The following is an 18,295-nucleotide window of genomic DNA, read 5'->3' on the forward strand; positions in this document are numbered from 1 at the left end:
ATTAAATAATTGAATCATTCTATGATCCAGCCAAAAGTTCTTTTTACGAAAAGACTTAAATAAAGCGAGTTATCAGCCGCTAAGTCGAAAACAAGCCCTTTCATTCTTATTGATAACTTTTAACCGTCGCAAATTAATAATCCTTCTTCCACTGCAATTCCACACTACCAGAACCACTATCGCCCTCGTCCGCTGTTTTAAACTCCAGATTAAGGTCTTCGCCTATCTCTATCTGCATTTCTGCTTGCCAGGGGCTTAGTGGATCGGTACTACGTTGCAACTCTACATAGATACGGTTGGTAATATATTTTCCCAGGCTCAGAGCATACTCATCCCCCTCATCACCTTCCTCTTGCTCAATATTCAGAGTATCCAGCCGCAACAATTCCCGGGTTTTGGCTACCGGGTCTAACACAGCGCGTCCGGTTTGCAAGCTGCGAACCACACTCACTAAACGCACCGCCTGCAGCGGAGAAATATCTGACAAGGACTTACCAAACAACAGCTGAGCTAAGATTTCATCCTGGGAAGCTGAGGGATCAGAGCTGAAAGTAATATCCATATCTGTTGCAGAACCAGAAATATTTGCAGTGATTTCACCGTCGCTATATTTGTAAACGCCTTCGACAAATACAGCCACTTCGTTATTTTCAAAGCGTACCTCCCCTTCCTGCAAATTAAATTTCTTACCTAGTAGATCAAAGCTACCTCTCACAATGGTCAGTTTTCCTGAAGCCTCGGGTTTGGCCGCAGTTCCACGAATATCCACCTGACCACGCAGTTGGGAGTTAAGCCCCAGACCACGCACATAAGATTGCTGGTCTAAAACCACTTCCACCCCCAGGTTAATCTTACTGAGTAGCGGTGGAGCGCGCTCCACTTGCGGGCCATCCACCTGGACTTCTACCACCTGGATTTCCGGAACACTGCTACCGATCCACTGTTCAATCTGTACCGCTAATGGACGTAAAGTAAAGCGCCCGGTAATTTCCGCATCCTGGCTGGAGCCGGACAGAATTGCCTCTCCCGAAATGGCACCGCGCACCCCCGGAGTATTTAACAAGTGTGCTCTATTTAGGTTTAAATTGAGGCTCATCTGTGGTGGCGACTGCTCAGGGAAGAACACCGCTCCTCCCAGGTTAATCGTACCGCCATCCACAACAGTGGCACTGCCACGCTCAATACGCCATTCCTCTGGTGTAAGGCGCATATAAAAATCGATATCGGCAATGCGCGTGTGACTGGGCCGGTGCTCATAGCTGGCCCCGCTGAGTTCTATCGCACCATTGAGCCGGGGCTCGCCAAGCGTGCCTGCACCATCAGCAGAGAAACTCAACAGGCCCCGCATAACATTCACCCTCGGGTCCATAAACTCCGCAACCACAGACAAGTCTGCAGTACCATCACTGACCAACTGCAGGGGAACATCACTTATAGGTCCAGATGGGTTATCTGCGAACAATCGCTCCATTATGGGTGTAATAAGCAGGCTAGCGCTGCTATCTACTGCGCGTCGATTGCCATGATCAGCTACCAGAGACACTTGCAACTCACCGCCCTCGGTATACCACTCCAGGGCCATAGAGAGCGGCTGTACCTGAACCCGCCCTTTTTCCCTGCCTGGCATATAGCCGCTGAGACGCAGATCGCCCTCAAGCTGTGGCTGACGTGGGCTACCGGTGATACTCGCATGCAGGGTGATATCCCCTTGATCGGGGATATTAAATGCTACCTCACGGGAGAGATCTTCCAGAGAAGCCCTACCTAAAACTTGCAGGTCCAGACGTTGTTCATTGAGGCTGCCATGGACCGACAATTGGTTACGTCCCGCCCACAAAAACTCCAGCCCCTCAACAATCAAACTCTTATCGGCATAATCCAGAGCGCCCTGCAGCACCCAGGGCTCATAGCGGTAACCGCCCTGCGCCAGCACACTGGCCCTTACCTCCGGGTTAGTAAGCGCCCCACTAATTTCTCCATCCAGACTCAGCTCACCCTCCATAGTACTGGGCAATACTGCTCCAAACACTTCCACCAAGCTCAAGGGTAAGTTACGCACATTCACTCCCACCTGGAGCTGGTCCCGTTTAGGCTCAATTACTCCCTGCGCCTCCACCAATACGACGCCCTGCTTCCCCAGACGCTGTGCTTCCTCGGCCAGGGCTGTCAGGCGACTCGCGCTCTGCTCAGGCTGTACCGCGCCCTTGGCGATACCTGGGATAATCACTGGCGATTGCGGGCCCTGAAACTGTCGTGAACCAAAGTAGTTCATGGTGCCGTTGGCAAAGAGTTCCAGTCGCAAGCCTTGCAGGTCAATTTTTTCCAGGTTTCCGCTGGCATCACCTTTCAGGTTATAGCGGTATTCTTGAACCAGACCATCGGATTCCAGGCTGGCATTCAAGTAGGGATTAGACCAAGGGCCCTCGACACCCAGCAGCCCCTTTAAACCCAGGCTAACCCCCTGTGCAGAGACAAATCCGAGATCTTCATAGGGGCTGAGGTTGCGAATATCCAAATGCAGCTGCAAATTCAGTGTTTTTGCCTCGATATCCACCGAGCCCCCACCGAATACATTCAGCTTTTCCCCCACCAAGCTCAGATCAGTAATTGTCAGCCCCTGTAAATTACCCTTCACCTTGCCCGTCAACTCATTTTGTAGGCCTCGGTAAGCGGTAACAGCACTCACATCCCCATCAAAAACCGGCTTGTCCCATGGCCCTTTTATCTGTAGCTGAAGTTGATGCAGGGTCCCAGAGAAGTCATCGGGGATTTTTAGTGCTTCTGTTTGCGGTAAAGCAGATAGCAATCGACGAATCTCTTCAACCCCCAGCTCTTGCGCCGCTACATTGATGTCCAGGGACTTGTTGTCGGTATCAATAGCGCCCGCCGTACGAATTTGCGCACCGGCAAACGCCAGTCGAAGGGACTCCAACAGAATAACCCCCTGATCAGTATTCACCTCACCCAGCAGACTCAGTGGCTGCTCCCGATAGTGACTATTCAGCTCAATCTGACCAGAGATACTGGGTAGTGGCAGTGTACCGGATAGGGTTAAATCAGCACTAAACCAGCCGCTGTGTAATACATCTTGCCAAGGGCGGGAGAGGGTAATTGGCAGGCGGTTGAGGTGAAGCTCAGCACTGATCTCATTTGCACCAATACTGCCTGAAACAGTGCTGCGCCGCCCATCCACCTGCAACCAAATACCTTCGGAGTGAATGCGCCAGGGAAAAAGGTCAATTAGCAAGCTACCGGTCAATGCCAATTGATGCTGGGAAAGTGGAATGGAAATAGACTCTATATCGATCTGTACCTGCTCATCGCGACGGCGCAGAGCAATTTTGCCACGTGCATCCAACGCCTGCCCTTTCGGCAGGTGTAGCTGGCGACCCACAAAGCCCTGAGCTGTTTCACTGGCCGAAAAGTCCAGAACAAACCGCCCCGGCTGCTGCTCCCGCCCCTCGGCAATAAACTGCAGATCACCACCTTTTAACTCGCGAACTTCCAGCTGCAACTGAGTGGGCTGCCCCTCCCAGCGATACAGGCTATTAGCGGATACAGAGAGCGCTGGAATATCGCTGACTTTGCTGCTAATTAACTGCAATCGCTCAAGCTTTAACTCTCCTAAGCGAAAACTCGGCAACAGGGCTTCCCAGCTGGAAGTTTTTACTGTGTCCGCCTTATCCTCTACTACTTGTGCAGTTTCTTGCTCTGCTTCAGTCAAGGATTTAAGTAATTCATCCAGCACATCGAGATTCAGCAGAAAATCTTTGGCGGCGATACGCTCAATATTGACTGGATTACTGGAAAAACTCTGTAGCTGAAACTCCAGCTGGCTTCCCTCTGCCAGGGTATTGTTCTCAAAATCGACCCGAAGACGTTCAAAAAACCAGGCCCCGAGGCGCTCGCTGCCAATCCCTTCAGCCTCAATCGTAAGGCCATCGATTACCTGTTCTGCACCGTAAAAAGCCGTGCGGGTCAAATTAACCCGCCCCTGCTCTGTGCCTAGAAAGTAAATTAATGAAAGCAGAATAAATAGCAACAGACCCGTGATCAGGTAGCCCCCGGCTCCGAGAGAACGCCACAACCCCCGCAAAAAGCCTCGCAAAAAACCTAGCAGTGCGCCAGCAAAGCCCAGAGCCAATACACTCCATCTGGACATCAAAATGCCTGCCCCAGGCTGACATAGACCTGGTAGTGATCATCTACTCCGTCGCGCCTATCCAGAGGAAAGGCTAAGTCAAAGCGGATAGGAGCGAAGGAGGTATTGTAGCGAACACCAAATCCCGCCCCCCAGAAGAGGTTAGAGAAGTTAGGGCGTGGATTCTCATAGGCATTTCCTCCATCGAGAAACAGGACTCCGCCCCAAGTTTTACTAAAACGGAAACGCCCTTCGATTGATATTTCGCTGAGGCCGCGCCCACCGATCGCATCGGACAGGGATTCCTGGCCGTCCTCATTAATTTCAACAATACGTGGACCCAACTCCTGGTACCCATAGCCTCGTACTGAACCACCCCCACCTGCATAAAAGCGTTCATCCGCCGGCAGTTCCAAATTGGGTGCACCAGTAATGGCGCCGGCCTTGATACGCAATGCTAAAGTTGGTTCATAGCGCGCCGATTGCGCCGTTTTATAAGCGGTCAACTGCAGGATATTTTTGACAAATGAAGTACTGTTATTTTTGAGATCCACATAGGGCTTAATCTCCAGTGCTGTGGTGGCGCCACGACGGGCATCGAGAGGCTTATCTGTTGTGTTTAACTTAAAACCCAACGGGAACGCCAATAAATGATAATTCTCATCCGGGTCCCCATCCTCCACAGCACCATCTACTTTTTCATCCACACGGCTGAATTTCAGTTCAGCCCCGCCACTGATGGTACGGTGCTTACTCAGCTTGCGCGATACCAGCCCCTTAAGGGTTAAGGCCTTGGAACTGTAGGAGTCTACATCCTCACCGGTTAAGGCCACACTCGCAGTAAAGCGCTGTTTATCCCTAAAAAAACGCGGTATGGTCAACTTACTCTCTAGAGTTTGCTTGACCTTATTCACTTTACTCTCCACTTCCAGCTTTTCGCCACGGTGAAAAATATTACGATGTTCCCAGCTGGCAGATACACCGGGACCCTCATCAGAGGTGTACCCCACCCCCAAAGTAATAGTGCGGTGGTTGCGCTCCTGCACAATAAAAATGACATCAACCAGACCGTTATAGGGCTCTGATATCTGGTGAGTTACATTGGAAATTAAATTAGTGCGCAATAAACGCAATTGAGCCGCATCCAGCTTACTGCGGCTGAAACAATCTCCAGGGTTAATATTCAACTTACTGCGCAAATAGTCATCTTCAACAGAAGTGGCACCAAGGATTTCTACCTCACCCACCAACACCTCTGGACTGGGTGCCACACGGTACACCAAACGTGCAGCTGCCTCCTGGTGAATCACTGTAGCTTGATAGGTAACATCGACATTGAGCAGACAGGCATTTTCATTAAGGTATCTGGTGATGGTCTGCACACCTTCGAGTACCTCATCTGCCTGTAATGGATCGCCGATAGAAATAGGCAAGCCGGGAAAGCCCGCCCGCAGATTCGCGGGCATTTCAATATCCAGGCTCTTAATCAAATACTGAGGACCGGGAAATACTTGGTAAATAATTTCACTACCCTGCACCGATTCCCGTACAGTAGCATCGTAATACCCCTCAGCGCGCAGTAATTTTTCCAGATTTCCACGCTCATAATGAGCGATATCCCGCAGGTTTTCATAACTCTCAAGGGCGCTACTATTCTTACGCAACTCATTGAGCTCATTAGTCAATTTTTCCTGCAATTGCGGGTCGCCCTGCACATACAGTGAAAAAGCGGGAAGTTTGGAAAAAAAAGGAATGGCTACAGCCTGCTGGAAGGGCAGTAATACAAAACCGACAAGCAGGAAGGCAAAGAGAACTCGCAAAATATTAATCCGTTGACTACGGCGGCTAGTCCGCATACTCCCGGGTATCCATCCCTTCACACCTGATAATGTCCCGGTACAGATATTGCCCGGGTAGAGTTTGCCGACGAGAGACGAAATAGCTAATAGTCCCGTTTTAATCGCCGGCCGAGAAAAAGCAAATGGTTTATGGCTGGCTGCTAGTGCTCGGGCTGCCAAGTAACGGATTACAGTCTTTGATAATCACCCGCCCTTCGAGAATATTGCCCTTGGAGTATTCAGTAAAAATACATTGATTGGTTTTGGGGTCGTAGTTCTCGATCCAGAGGTTATCCTCTTTCCAAGTGGCGCCAATATGCCGGTAACCATCAGGTACAGAAATACGCATCACACCACCGAAGCGTTTTACAAAGACCTGTTCATAGTGGAAGTAATAAGCCAGCCAGCCTGCAAAGAAGAAAACTGCAGCCACAATGGCGCCAATTTTCAAGCTGCCCATGCGGCTGCCAGCAAAGAGGGAGAGAATAACCAGAGCGATAACCGCTGCCCAGTAGAGATAGGTAACCATACTTGCTCTTCTGCCTTGAGTTTATTGGTATTACTACAGGGCAAGGGTAGCGCAGAACCGAGTCAAACAAAATGACGCCCGTCTACGCGCCCTCCCCCCTTAATCTCTTTAGTCTTCCGCCAAGGCTGGCAAATTTTCATAGAGTGCCAGAGCCTCTGGGTTGGCGAGGGCTTCTTTATTCTTAACCGCCTTACCATGCACGACATTGCGAACCGCCAACTCAACAATTTTTCCACTAATAGTACGCGGAACATCGGCCACCTGAATCACCTTGGCGGGTACGTGGCGCGGGGTCGTATTAGCTCGAATGGTGGAGCGGATTCTCTGCACCAGATCATCATTCAGCTCTACGCCCTCGCGCAACACCACAAACAGTACAACCCGTACATCGTCTTGCCACTGCTGACCGATACAGATGCTATCAAGCACCTCCTCAACTTTCTCTACCTGGCGATAGATCTCGGCAGTACCAATACGCACGCCACCGGGATTCAGTACCGCATCGGAACGACCGTAAATAATCACTCCTCCATGGGTAGTAATTTCTGCATAGTCGCCGTGTGCCCAAACTCCCGGCCAATTTTCGAAGTAGGCGCTGTTATATTTCGCCCCATCGGGATCATTCCAGAAACCGATCGGCATACAAGGGAAAGATTTGGCACACACGAGCTCCCCCTTCTCTGAAGTTACCGGCTTGCCATCGTCATTCCAGACTTCCACAGCCATGCCCAATCCTCGACACTGAAGTTCTCCCGCATAAACTGGCAACGCAGGGTTACCCAAGGCAAAGCAGGAAATAATATCCGTGCCTCCAGAAATAGAAGACAGGCACAGATCCTCCTTTATATCTCGGTAGACATATAGAAAGCCTTCATGAGCCAGTGGCGAGCCTGTAGACAGTACCGAGCGCAGCTTCTCCAATTTGTGGCTTTCGCGGGGCTTACAGCCGCTCTTTTCCAAGGCGGCGATATACTTGGCACTGGTGCCAAATACGCTGATGCCCTCCTCATCCGCCATATCCCACAAGCCCCTAGCCTCTGGATAGAAGGGAGAGCCATCGAACAACACCAGGGTTGCACCACAAGCCAAGCCACTTACCAGCCAGTTCCACATCATCCAGCCGCAAGTAGTGAAGTAGAATAAGGAATCCTCACGACGCAAGTCGCAGTGCAGGCGATGCTCCTTCAGGTGTTGAAGCAAGGTGCCGCCCACCCCGTGCACAATGCACTTCGGCACCCCAGTAGTCCCTGAGGAATACATGATGTATAGGGGGTGATCGAAAGCAGTCTGAACAAAGGTAAGCTCGCGCTCAGGTGCTGTGGCTTCGAACTCCTGTAGTAACACCGCTTTATCCAGCGGCTCTGCTGCTAGTACCTGAGCCGCTTTTTCCTGCGAGCGGGCAACAGGCACCACTACCAGCTTCTCAATGGAGTCGATACGGGCCACTATCTCGCGCAATCGCGGCAGGGAATCGATCACTTTGCCGTTGTAGAAGTAACCTTCGCAGGCGATCAGCACCTTCGGTTCTACCTGGCCGAAACGATCAAACACGCCATTGATACCAAAATCCGGCGAACAGGAAGTCCATATAGCGCCAAGACTGGTGGTTGCCAGCATGGCCACTACGGTATCCATCACATTCGGCATAAAGCCAGCTACACGATCCCCTTCGGATATGCCCTGATTGGCCAGGGCTGAAGCCAAGCGTTCTACCCGACCATATAGCTGCGCGTAGCTGAGCTGGCGGCGGCTGCCATTCTCCAGGCGCTCAACCAAAGCCGTCTTATCGTCGCGGTAGCGCAGCAGGTTTTCGGCAAAATTGAGTCGTGCATCGGGGAACCACTCAGCACCCGGCATGTTGTCGCGGCCCAAGATCTCTTCTCCACGCGCACTGGCCCGCACTTCACAGAAATCCCATAAGTCGCTCCAGAAGACCTCACGCTCTTCTACAGACCACTGGTAAAGCGCACTGTAGTCTTCAAGCTGCAGCTGGTGTTTCACATTAACCAGGCGACGGAACTCATCCATCTGGGTGGCGGCTACGGCCTTGGGGCTCGGTTGCCAAAGGGCTTGTGCGTTGTCCTTCATCTCAGCAGACCTTTTAGGTTCATTATTCTCGGTGATTGTTTGACCTTCGCCAGGGCGAAAGCGGCAATCATGCCTTGCCCGACAACTTTAAACTATTTTAATCTTTCGATGGTTTATTAAATAAAACTTAACATTCATAGAATGCATCCGGAGCCATAGTGAGCGCCACCATTAAACAGCTTCGCGCCTTCGTTGTTGTAGCCCGAAGCCACAGTCTGGCGCAGGCCAGTGCCCAGTTACACACTTCCCAGCCGGCGCTCTCCGTGGCTATCCGCAATCTGGAAGAGGCCGCTGGAGGGCCTCTATTTAGTCGCGATAGCCGCCAACTGGTCTTGACCCCAGAAGGGCGTGAGTTCCTGGTTCGTGCGGAGCAACTACTTAACAGCTGGGATCAATCACTGGATGCTATACAGCAGCGCTTCCGCCTGGAACGTGGACAACTGCAACTGGCAGTTATCCCCGCTTTCGCCTTAAACCGAGTACCCGCTCTATTAGCTAACTTTCACCTGACATATCCACAAATCAATGTTGTGCTGGAAGATGTGGTTATGGAGCGGGTTGTAGAATCTGTACAGGAGGGACGCGCGGAGCTGGGCATTAGCTTTCGCCCGGACGAACTGGGTGGAATGGAGTTCGCACCCATTGAACACGACCGTTTTATCGCAATAATGCCCGAAGACCACATATTGGCGGAAAAGAAGGCCGTACGCTGGCGCGACTTGGCCGCTCATCCTTTTATATCGATGAACCGTGGATCGGCAGTGCGACGCTGGACGGATACTGCCTTTGACCAGTGTGGACAAGCTGCTCAATATATTTGTGAAGCTAATCAGCTCAGTACTATCGGGCAGCTGGTCAGAGCGGGCTTGGGAATCAGTGCTGTACCAAGCCTTTGTGAGGCACAAATGCGAGAGTACGGTTTAATCTGCTTGCCTCTTACCGCGCCGGCGGTAATGCAAGAAGTTGGCGCACTATTTAAAAGCCGCGGTAACCTCTCTGCACCCGCCAGCGCTTTCCTGGAGTTACTCACCGGGCAGTAGTCACTACAGGAATAGTAATTTACCCAGAGTGCCAGTAACTATTTACTACTGGTAGCGCGCAGCATCCAGGCAGTTTTTTCATGCACACGCATACGGTCAGATACCAGGGCAATAGTCGATTCATCCTCGCCCTTTTGCGCGGCCTTTAATACATCACGACAAGTTTTTATTACCTGCTCATGGCCCTTGGTGAGAATTTTCACCATATCTTCTGCTGCGGGAACTTCTACAACTTCTTCAATAGAACTCAGCTGTCCAAAAGCCTGATAGGTGCCCGGTGCAGAAACACCCAAAGTGCGAATTCGCTCTGCAATGTCATCTACCGCCGTAGCCAGTTCGTTGTACTGCTCCTCAAACATCAGGTGCAGTTCACGAAAAAATGGCCCGGTAACATTCCAATGGAAGTTGTGCGTTTGCAGGTATAGAGTGTAGCTATCCGCCAGCAAGTGCTTGAGGCCGCCAGCAATCTTTTCCCTATCCTTTTCACTAATACCAATATCAATTTTTTTCATTAAACAAATCCTTCTTCCAAGACTTTGCCACCGAAATGGTTTCACTGCCATTCTGATAGTTTTATGGTTTTACCACAAGCTATCGGGTTGATAGCTTATCTATATAGCCGAGCCAAGTTTATAAGACACTAAAAAGACAAACATATTTATCCTGGCAACTAACTCGGAACATGCCTTGAATCTAGCGGTATCCTGCCCTGGAACAACTGTGTGTCCAAACTGAAAAGTTAATTAATCCGCCAAAAAAGAAAAATAAATAAAACATGTTGGTTATGCATACACTTATAGTGCTAACACTGTATCAATCTACGGAAAGAAAAATTTAAGAGAAAACAAAGTTAGCTAGGTATTACAAACCGGGCAATTACTATGGCTCGGCAGCTGCAAAGTTTGCAGGGCTAAGGTTTCTGTCTCGATTAAGTGCAATTTATTCAAGCTCGATACCGGCAAATCCATCAGGTATTTCATGGCCTCCAGAGCCTGCATGCTACCGACTACACCCAGCGCCGGACCGATCACACCTGCTGTAGAGCAGTTCTGCACTTCAGCCTGCTCCTGGGGCGGAAACAGGCAGGCATAACAGGGACCTTTTCCTTCAGAAAAATCAAAACTAATCAGCTGGCCGGAAAAACCCTGCACCGATGCCATTACCACCGGACACCCGGCCTGATAACAAACCCGGTTGATCGTATGGCGGATTTCCAGGTTATCGGTGCAGTCCAACACCAGATCCACCTGTTTTACCTGCTCACGCAGCCAGGATTCATTCGCCATTTGGTTGTGGGGGTGAATGCGAATAGTTGGATTGGCTGCAGCCAATTGTTGTGCAGCCACCATGGCTTTGGATTTTCCCTGGTGATTGGTTTTGTACAAAACCTGGCGCTGTAAATTGGAGAGATCGATATGATCACCGTCTACCAGGTGCAGCTCTCCAATACCGGCTGCGGCCAGATACATCGCTGCCGGGCTGCCGAGCCCACCTAGACCAACAATCATAATTCGAGCAGAAGACAGTTTTTTCTGCCCATCTTCACCCGCCTGGGGCAACATTATCTGGCGACTGTAACGCTGTAATTCCTTACTACTTAACATGGCTCTACTTCCGCATGCTTACCTTTAAACAGGACATTAAAATCGGCAACCGCCTGCTTGTAATCTTTTGCTTTAGTAATAGCGCTGACCAGGGCGATACTACCAACGCCACTAGCGATAACCTCACTGGCCCGTTGCATATTAATACCACCAATTGCCACGAGTGGATATTCGGGCAATAGCGCGGCCATTCGCGCAAGTTTCTGCACACCCTGCAACTGATCCGACATATCCTTGGTGTTGGTCGCATAAATTGCACCAATCGCCAGGTAACTGGGGCGATAACGGTAGGCCAACAGTAATTCATAGAAGCCGTGGGTACTGATACCCAACTTCAATCCTGCCGCTTGAATTGCCCTCAGATCAGCAGACTGCAAATCCTCCTGGCCCAAATGCACGCCATAGGCACCGCACTCAATCGCCAACTGCCAGTAATCATTGATAAACAGGCGCAGGTTATACGTCCTGCCAATAGCCACTGCCCGCTCAATCTGTGCGCGCAGGTCCCCACCCGGATTCTTTATTCGCAGCTGTAAAGTACGCACCCCCAGCTCAGCCAGGCGCTGCAACCACTCCACTGTATCCACTACCGGATATAAACCCAATGCTTGAGAGTCTGTTTGGGCAAACCCTTGAACAAGAGGCTGGGCCACACCAAAACCATAATCCAGCGCACGCTCTTCTCCCGGCACCAAAATTTCCGGGAAGTCGATTAAATCCAGGGGCCAGCCACAGTGGCCTACAGGGCCGGCACCAGCGCCGATGTGTGCATTATTTCCCCGGCGCAAACCCCGCTGAACATAGGCTTTACCCACAACGCAGGCATCTCTCAACGGGTAGCCCAAAGCGCGGCAAGCGGCAATAGCGGAGGACAGGGTGCAGCCAGTGCCATGTGTGCCTGTACTGGACACTTCCCGGCCAATAAACCAATCGGCTTTTTCACCATCCCACAGTAAGTCGGCAACTTCTCCCGCACGCAATTGCGTATGGCCGCCGGTAACTAAAATTGCGGTACCGCCGTGGGCGTGCAACTGACGCGCAGCCTGCACAATAGATTCCGCACCCGTGACACTGGCTCCGGTAAGCCATTCCAATTCATGTAAATTGGGAGTGACCAGATCACACTGTGGCATCAACTGAGCCAACACCGTTGCGGTAATACTTCCTTCAGTGAGCCCGGCTCCATTGGTAGCAACAGCAACCGGGTCGTAAATAACCGGAACCGGCTGCACCGCTTGCAGCTGGCGCAGGAAATCTGCCACCGCAACAACTTGTTCAGCATTCGCTAGCAGACCGATTTTAATTGCGGCAGGAAATAGATCCCGCCGTAAAGCCTGTAACTGAGAACCCAAGACCTCTAGGGAAACTGCATTAATTGCAGTAACTTCCACCGTATTCTGTGCAGTATTGGCCGTGATAGCACTGCAACCATAGCAGCCGAGGTCGGCAAAAGTCAGCAGGTCCGCCTGAATGCCGGCGCCACCGCCGGAGTCACTGCCGGCAATGGTCCAGACAATTGGCTTTTTCAATTGGAGTTGATCGCGCATAAAAATACTAATCCTGCAATATGCTCTCTGCCTGCTGCCAGAAAGGCATATCAAGGGTGGGGGTGCTGGGGCTGGCAGTTTGACGCCTGAGCATCAAGCCGGCATTAAAGGCGGCGCGCCCGGATTCCACAGCCAGTTTAAAAGCATTAGCCATCAGTACCGGATCCTGGGCTTTTGCAATCGCGGTATTCAATAACACCGCATCAAAGCCCATCTCCAGTGCTTCTGCCGCCTGTGATGGCGCACCGATTCCCGCGTCAATAATAAGCGGTACATCACTCAGGCGCTCGCGCAGTGTTTGCAGGTTATATTTATTGAGTAGTCCCTGCCCAGTACCGATGGGAGCCCCCCAGGGCATTAATACCTCGCAACCCACATCCAAAAGTTTTCGACACAGAACCAGGTCATCTGTGCAATAAGGCAAAACCTTGAAGCCTAACTGAATTAATTCCCGCGCAGTTTCTACCAGACCAAAGGGGTCTGGCTGCAAATTGTAATCATCACCAATCACTTCCAGCTTGAGCCAATCGGTCTGGAAAATTTCCTGGGACATTTTTGCCAGCTCCACCGCTTCTCGCGGCGATTTACAACCGGCGGTATTGGGCAACAACTGACAACCGGACTCGCGAATATAATCCCAAAATCGATTGTCCTGCTGCTGTGCCGGATTTTGCCGGCGAAGAGACAAAGTAATAATTTCCGAAGCTGAGGCTTGCACGGATTCGCGCATAATCGCTGGGGAGGGATACAGAGCGGTGCCCACCAAAAGCCGGCTGTTAAATGTTTTTCCGTAAAGTGTTAATAGATCGCTCACCTTTACCCCCCCACTACCGGAGCAACAATATCCAGGCTATCGCCGTTATTTATCTGTGTATTGCTATATTCCGTACGGGGAATAAATCCACCGTTGATCGCAACGGCAAACGTTTCTCCGCGATAGCCGAGCTGATGTAAAAGCGCAGAGAGTTTTAGCGGGGATTCAAGGCTCTGTGTTTCCCCATTAATTAGTACCTGCATCAAGCCACCTGTAACAGTTGTTGTGCCACTTGATTCTCCACTTGCTCCACGACTGCCGGCGCTAAAAGATAACCGTGACGGTAAAGGCCATTCACCCTAATCAGCCCATCCTCGCTGTGGATATAAGGCATATTATCCATAGTGGCGGGGCGACAATTTACGCGGGTCTCAACAATACGAGCCTCGGCAAAAGCCGGGTTGAGGGAGTAAAGCGCAGAAGACAATTCCATACTGGAGCGCACGGAAATGGGCGACTGGTCTTCGCTCTCAATTTCCGTGGCACCAATCACGGTGCGTCCATCGCTACGGGGTACAGCGTAGAGCTTATAGCGTGGGTGGAGCAGGCGCACTGGACGCTGCAAAACCACTTCCCGGGATTCCACCACCATCACCTCACCACGGACACCGCGCAAGCCTTCAATCTGTCCCTTGGCACCGAGACCACGGCAGTCGATCACGCAATCAAATTGTTCGCGCTCCGAGTTCACAGAGATATACCCGGCTTCGCAATTTACCTTGCTGTGCTCTCGCAGAGTGACAGCACCTCGGTGCAACACCCTGAGTAACGCAGGCAATAGGCGGTGATTATTGATATCCGCCTCACCCCGCAGGTAAAGCCCCTGCTCAAAGCCATGTAAGGAGGGCTCTAATTTCGCTAAAGTATTGCTATCTAGTGGCTCCAGCTGCCCCCTGGCAGACTCGCCAAGCTTACCCTGTAGTTCCCGCAGAAATTGCAGCAGCTCGCTTTTATCCTTGCCATGCGCCACCAGGACTGAGCCCGCTCGGCGGTATTCCACGTCCTGCCCGCTCTGCTCCTCCAACTGCCGGACCCACTCAGACCAAAGCTCAAGGCTTTTTAACCCCAGGCTATAAATGTGTTTATTACTATGTACCAGCTCCGATAAAGGCGAGATCATTCCCGCAGCTGTCCAACAGGCTCCACCTTTTGATTCCGATAAGTTACCGGCCTCAAACAGGGTAATATCTACATCAAGCTGACAGAGCCTCCAGGCGAGTAATCGCCCCAACAGGCCGCCACCGGCAATAGCCACTTTGGCTTTGGTTTCGTTTGACACAGCTTACCTATCTTCACAATTCCAATTGGATACCAGCGATAGCAAGCTCCTTTTACATCACTGTATTTCTAATATGCTGGGGGAGTTACCCTCCCCCAACACCCTATCAGCCCTTGTGATAAATCTCGCTGCCCATATCCTTAAATTTAACTGCCATCTCTTCCATCCCGCGTTCCGCCTCCTGTTTGGCTGCGTAATCACGCACGTCCTGAGTAATCTTCATAGAACAGAATTTAGGCCCACACATGGAGCAGAAATGCGCTACCTTGCCGGATTCCTTCGGCAGGGTTTCATCGTGATAAGAGCGTGCGCGCTCCGGGTCCAAACCGAGATTGAATTGGTCTTCCCAGCGAAATTCAAAGCGGGCTTTTGACAGAGCGTCATCGCGCTTCTGTGCCCATGGATGCCCCTTGGCCAGGTCTGCGGCATGGGCCGCAATCTTATAAGCCATCAGACCCTCTTTAACATCCTCTTTATTGGGTAGGCCCAGGTGCTCTTTGGGTGTCACATAGCAGAGCATGGCGCAACCATAGGTGCCGATAAGCGCTGCACCGATGCCGGAAGTGATGTGGTCATAACCGGGAGCAATATCTGTCGTTAATGGGCCAAGAGTATAGAAGGGAGCACCGTGGCAGTGCTTCAACTGCTCATCCATATTTTCTTTGATCTTATGGATAGCCACATGACCAGGGCCTTCGATCATAGTTTGTATATCGTGCTTCCAGGCAACTTCGGTTAATTCACCAAGCGTATACAGCTCACCGAACTGAGCTTCATCATTGGCATCGGCAATAGAGCCCGGACGCAGGCCATCACCAAGGCTAAAGCTCACATCATAAGCTTTCATAATCTCGCAGATTTCCTCAAAGTGGGTATAGAGGAAATTCTCCTTGTGATGAGCGAGACACCACTTCGCCATGATGGAACCACCACGAGACACTATCCCGGTCATTCTTTTGGCTGTGAGTGGTACATAGCGCAAGAGCACGCCGGCATGAATAGTGAAATAATCCACTCCCTGTTCCGCTTGCTCAATCAAGGTATCTCGGAAAACATCCCAGTTGAGGTCTTCGGCAATTCCATTTACTTTTTCCAATGCTTGGTAAATGGGTACGGTACCAATGGGGACTGGTGAGTTGCGCAGAATCCACTCGCGAGTTTCGTGGATATTGGCTCCGGTAGACAGATCCATCACCGTATCTGCCCCCCACTTGGTAGACCAAACCAGTTTTTCCACTTCCTCTTCAATGGAAGAGGTCACAGCGGAATTGCCGATATTTGCATTCACCTTACACAGAAAGTTGCGCCCGATAATCATCGGCTCCACTTCCGGGTGATTGATATTCGCTGGGATAATTGCGCGTCCTTCTGCAACTTCCCTACGAACAAATTCCGGCGTGATTTGTTCCGGAATGTAAATACCATCACGCGCTTTTTGGTATTCACTCTCACTCATCTCCGCCGCTAACTTTATGCGTCCCATATTTTCACGGACTGCAACAAACTCCATCTCCGGCGTGATAACGCCACGGCGGGCATAGTGCATTTGCGATACATTACGTCCCTGCTTGGCTCGGCGCGGACTGGGAAGCTTTTCGAAGCGAATGTGGTCCAGCCCCTGGGCCGCCATACGCTGTTGACTGTAGGCCGCTTGGCGGGAGTCCAGCTGTTCAGTATCTCCTCGTGTCTCTATCCAGCCTTTGCGTAGCTTGGGCAGACCTTGGCGTACATCGACTTTAAAATTGGGCTCTGAATATGGCCCGGAGGTATCGTATACGGTGAGAGGCGCGTTGGGTTCTAGAATAGGATTATCGGCATCCCCACCTACCACACTATCCCCAAGACAAATCTGGCGAGCGCCAACCTGGATACCAGGGGTTTCACTAGGCAAAAACACCTTGCGCGAATTGGGAAAAGACTGAACCGTGAGATTCTCAAGAAATTCTTTAGCGGAATCGCGACTGGCAGCGCGGGAGGACTTTCCGGCTTTACCGGATTGTTCAATGATCTCAGACATGCGTAACCTTAAAACTTGGGAATTTAAAGGTCGCAGCATCCAGGGCACATACAAAGAGAAAAGACGCCAAAATGTAAAAAAACAGGCGACTTCAGATCTTGTTCCCTACGCGGGGGTTACCCCGATCAGGTTCAACGGATCTCGCAACAGCGATCTCAGCCCACAGGCACTCCGACAAGTAATGCGCAGTATAGAGGAAGCCATCGAATATGAATAGGTGGTCTATCAAAGAGGCGTATCTAGGTCTGACAACAATCATCATTTGAAGTGAAACCAAAATCACTTAATGTTCTCGACGACAGAATTTCAACATGCTTCAACTTATTAAAATCTGACCAGCTAGTCTAGCGCATTCACAGTAGCACCTCTCACCCACCAACCTAAACTCCTCAGGTTCACCGATATAGCTTTAAAACAATAACTATCTACGACGAAAGTCGGTGTGGGAGAAATCACAATGTGGAAAAGATACGGAGTTATAGCAGTCTTTTTTTTAAGTGTTATGTCGCTGCCATCAGTGATGGCAGCCCCTTCAAAATCCGTCGCTGCAGGAGACAGTATTACCATGGCATTCGGTGCAGACTGTACACGCAATAAGTATTTTTGGGACCTATTTTGTCTTCTGGGTGGAGATCAACCGGAACACTCTTGGTTTGATGGTGACAATTATTCTGTAGAAAGTATTTACGATAGATATAAAATTATTTCACCCAATATCGCTGCAAATAAAAAAGCGGCTGAATCCGGTGCCGAGATGCGTGGAGGTAATAAGAATTTTGCAGTACAGGCCGATCGAATTTTGGCTCAAACCAATGTGGCAGATCATGTTGAAATCGTTCTTGGCGGGAATGACATCTGCAACCGAGATTGTGCCGATCCAGCCAACTGCAATAACCCACTATATACCGACAATGAATGGCGCTCAGCTGTTCAAGCCGGCTTGGATAAACTCGTCGACGGCCTTCCCAATGGTTCCACCATTCTGCTCGGATCTGTACCTAGGGTACAGGATCTTCGTGGAGCAGGCCTGGAGAAGCAGGCGGAAAACTCCCGAGTAGACTGTGAAAATGTTTGGTCAACATTTGGTATCTGCCGAATTGCAACCAACGGCGGTATCATGAACGGAGAGGATTTCACCACCCGCTATAATGCGATTACTGCAGCCCAGCGGCGTTACAACGAGATTCTTGCCGAAGAAGCCGAAAGTTACAATGGTGTTAATGGTGTTGAGGTTATAGCGGAATACACTGGTGAAGATGAGGTAAATGCTGGGACTTTCCAGTTTGGAAAGGATGATGTGGGTGGTGGAGACTGTTTCCATCCCAGCGTACAAGGCCAAAATATCGTTGCCGATATCTTTTGGCAGGGTAATCCCGATAAGTAAATAACTTCCCTAAT

13 protein-coding genes and 1 riboswitch are annotated in these 18,295 nt (G+C 50.7%); of the genes, 2 read left to right on the forward strand and 11 right to left on the reverse strand.

Annotation, left to right across the window (positions count from 1 at the left end; translation table 11 throughout):
- Window positions 1-133: 133 nt before the first annotated feature.
- The 4 genes from MJO52_RS15145 to MJO52_RS15160 form a co-directional block, all read right to left on the reverse strand.
- Entirely contained in the window at window positions 134-4,162 is a 4,029-nt protein-coding gene (locus MJO52_RS15145) for a translocation/assembly module TamB domain-containing protein (protein WP_252082732.1), read from the reverse strand.
- Window positions 4,162-5,997 (reverse strand): autotransporter assembly complex protein TamA, encoded by a 1,836-nt coding sequence (locus MJO52_RS15150; RefSeq protein WP_252082735.1) that lies wholly within the window; start codon window positions 5,995-5,997, stop codon window positions 4,162-4,164. The genes MJO52_RS15145 and MJO52_RS15150 overlap by 1 nt, the downstream gene beginning before the upstream one ends.
- 130 nt (window positions 5,998-6,127) lie before the next feature.
- The gene (locus tag MJO52_RS15155; protein WP_252082736.1) at window positions 6,128-6,508 is read right to left on the reverse strand and encodes a hypothetical protein; all 381 of its coding nucleotides are present in this window, start codon (window positions 6,506-6,508) and stop codon (window positions 6,128-6,130) included.
- Window positions 6,509-6,616: 108 nt separating this feature from the next.
- Window positions 6,617-8,596, reverse strand: coding sequence for an acetoacetate--CoA ligase (locus MJO52_RS15160; protein WP_252082738.1), 1,980 nt, complete (start codon window positions 8,594-8,596; stop codon window positions 6,617-6,619).
- Between the two features lie 158 nt (window positions 8,597-8,754).
- Here MJO52_RS15160 and MJO52_RS15165 point away from each other — a divergent pair, with 158 nt between their 5' ends.
- Window positions 8,755-9,636 carry a LysR family transcriptional regulator gene (locus tag MJO52_RS15165; RefSeq protein ID WP_252082740.1) on the forward strand — a complete coding sequence of 294 codons (882 nt, stop codon included), beginning with the start codon at window positions 8,755-8,757 and terminating at the stop codon, window positions 9,634-9,636.
- Window positions 9,637-9,674: 38 nt separating this feature from the next.
- Here the strand turns inward: MJO52_RS15165 and MJO52_RS15170 are convergent, their stop codons facing one another.
- From MJO52_RS15170 to thiC, 7 genes are all read right to left on the reverse strand, one after another.
- Entirely contained in the window at window positions 9,675-10,148 is a 474-nt protein-coding gene (locus tag MJO52_RS15170) for a Dps family protein (protein ID WP_252082742.1), read from the reverse strand.
- 342 nt (window positions 10,149-10,490) lie between these two features.
- Window positions 10,491-11,240 carry a HesA/MoeB/ThiF family protein gene (locus MJO52_RS15175; protein WP_252082743.1) on the reverse strand — a complete coding sequence of 250 codons (750 nt, stop codon included), beginning with the start codon at window positions 11,238-11,240 and terminating at the stop codon, window positions 10,491-10,493.
- A complete protein-coding gene (gene thiE / locus MJO52_RS15180) occupies window positions 11,234-12,787 on the reverse strand; it encodes a thiamine phosphate synthase (protein ID WP_252082744.1) in 1,554 nt (517 codons plus the stop codon). The genes MJO52_RS15175 and thiE overlap by 7 nt, the downstream gene beginning before the upstream one ends.
- A gap of 7 nt (window positions 12,788-12,794) precedes the next feature.
- Complete coding sequence (locus tag MJO52_RS15185; RefSeq protein ID WP_252082745.1) at window positions 12,795-13,601, reverse strand: thiazole synthase; 807 nt, start codon at window positions 13,599-13,601, stop codon at window positions 12,795-12,797.
- A gap of 2 nt (window positions 13,602-13,603) precedes the next feature.
- Window positions 13,604-13,804, reverse strand: a complete 201-nt coding sequence (gene thiS, locus MJO52_RS15190; RefSeq protein WP_252082746.1) for a sulfur carrier protein ThiS — start codon at window positions 13,802-13,804, stop codon at window positions 13,604-13,606.
- Window positions 13,804-14,880: a glycine oxidase ThiO gene (thiO, locus tag MJO52_RS15195; protein WP_252082747.1), complete on the reverse strand. Its 1,077-nt coding sequence runs from the start codon at window positions 14,878-14,880 to the stop codon at window positions 13,804-13,806. The genes thiS and thiO overlap by 1 nt, the downstream gene beginning before the upstream one ends.
- 106 nt (window positions 14,881-14,986) lie before the next feature.
- Entirely contained in the window at window positions 14,987-16,897 is a 1,911-nt protein-coding gene (gene thiC / locus MJO52_RS15200; RefSeq protein ID WP_252082749.1) for a phosphomethylpyrimidine synthase ThiC, read from the reverse strand.
- Window positions 16,898-16,982: 85 nt separating this feature from the next.
- A riboswitch (TPP riboswitch) is annotated at window positions 16,983-17,081 on the reverse strand.
- 273 nt (window positions 17,082-17,354) lie between these two features.
- Between thiC and MJO52_RS15205 the strand changes: the two genes are divergently transcribed.
- Entirely contained in the window at window positions 17,355-18,281 is a 927-nt protein-coding gene (locus MJO52_RS15205; protein WP_252082751.1) for an SGNH/GDSL hydrolase family protein, read from the forward strand.
- The last annotated feature ends 14 nt before the right edge of the window (window positions 18,282-18,295 follow it).

Origin of the sequence: Microbulbifer variabilis, assembly GCF_023716485.1 — a bacterium.
GTDB lineage: Bacteria > Pseudomonadota > Gammaproteobacteria > Pseudomonadales > Cellvibrionaceae > Microbulbifer > Microbulbifer variabilis_B.

What these genes read in the sequence shown, in the direction of transcription:
- MJO52_RS15175 (WP_252082743.1), bottom strand. Translation starts at nt 11,240, where the DNA reads ATGTTAAGTAGTAAGGAATTACAGCGTTACAGTCGCCAGATAATGTTG.
- thiS (WP_252082746.1), bottom strand. Translation starts at nt 13,804, where the DNA reads ATGCAGGTACTAATTAATGGGGAAACACAGAGCCTTGAATCCCCGCTA.
- MJO52_RS15150 (WP_252082735.1), bottom strand. Translation starts at nt 5,997, where the DNA reads ATGCGGACTAGCCGCCGTAGTCAACGGATTAATATTTTGCGAGTTCTC.
- MJO52_RS15155 (WP_252082736.1), bottom strand. Translation starts at nt 6,508, where the DNA reads ATGGTTACCTATCTCTACTGGGCAGCGGTTATCGCTCTGGTTATTCTC.
- MJO52_RS15145 (WP_252082732.1), bottom strand. Translation starts at nt 4,162, where the DNA reads ATGTCCAGATGGAGTGTATTGGCTCTGGGCTTTGCTGGCGCACTGCTA.
- MJO52_RS15205 (WP_252082751.1), top strand. Translation starts at nt 17,355, where the DNA reads ATGTGGAAAAGATACGGAGTTATAGCAGTCTTTTTTTTAAGTGTTATG.
- MJO52_RS15170 (WP_252082742.1), bottom strand. Translation starts at nt 10,148, where the DNA reads ATGAAAAAAATTGATATTGGTATTAGTGAAAAGGATAGGGAAAAGATT.
- MJO52_RS15160 (WP_252082738.1), bottom strand. Translation starts at nt 8,596, where the DNA reads ATGAAGGACAACGCACAAGCCCTTTGGCAACCGAGCCCCAAGGCCGTA.
- thiC (WP_252082749.1), bottom strand. Translation starts at nt 16,897, where the DNA reads ATGTCTGAGATCATTGAACAATCCGGTAAAGCCGGAAAGTCCTCCCGC.
- thiE (WP_252082744.1), bottom strand. Translation starts at nt 12,787, where the DNA reads ATGCGCGATCAACTCCAATTGAAAAAGCCAATTGTCTGGACCATTGCC.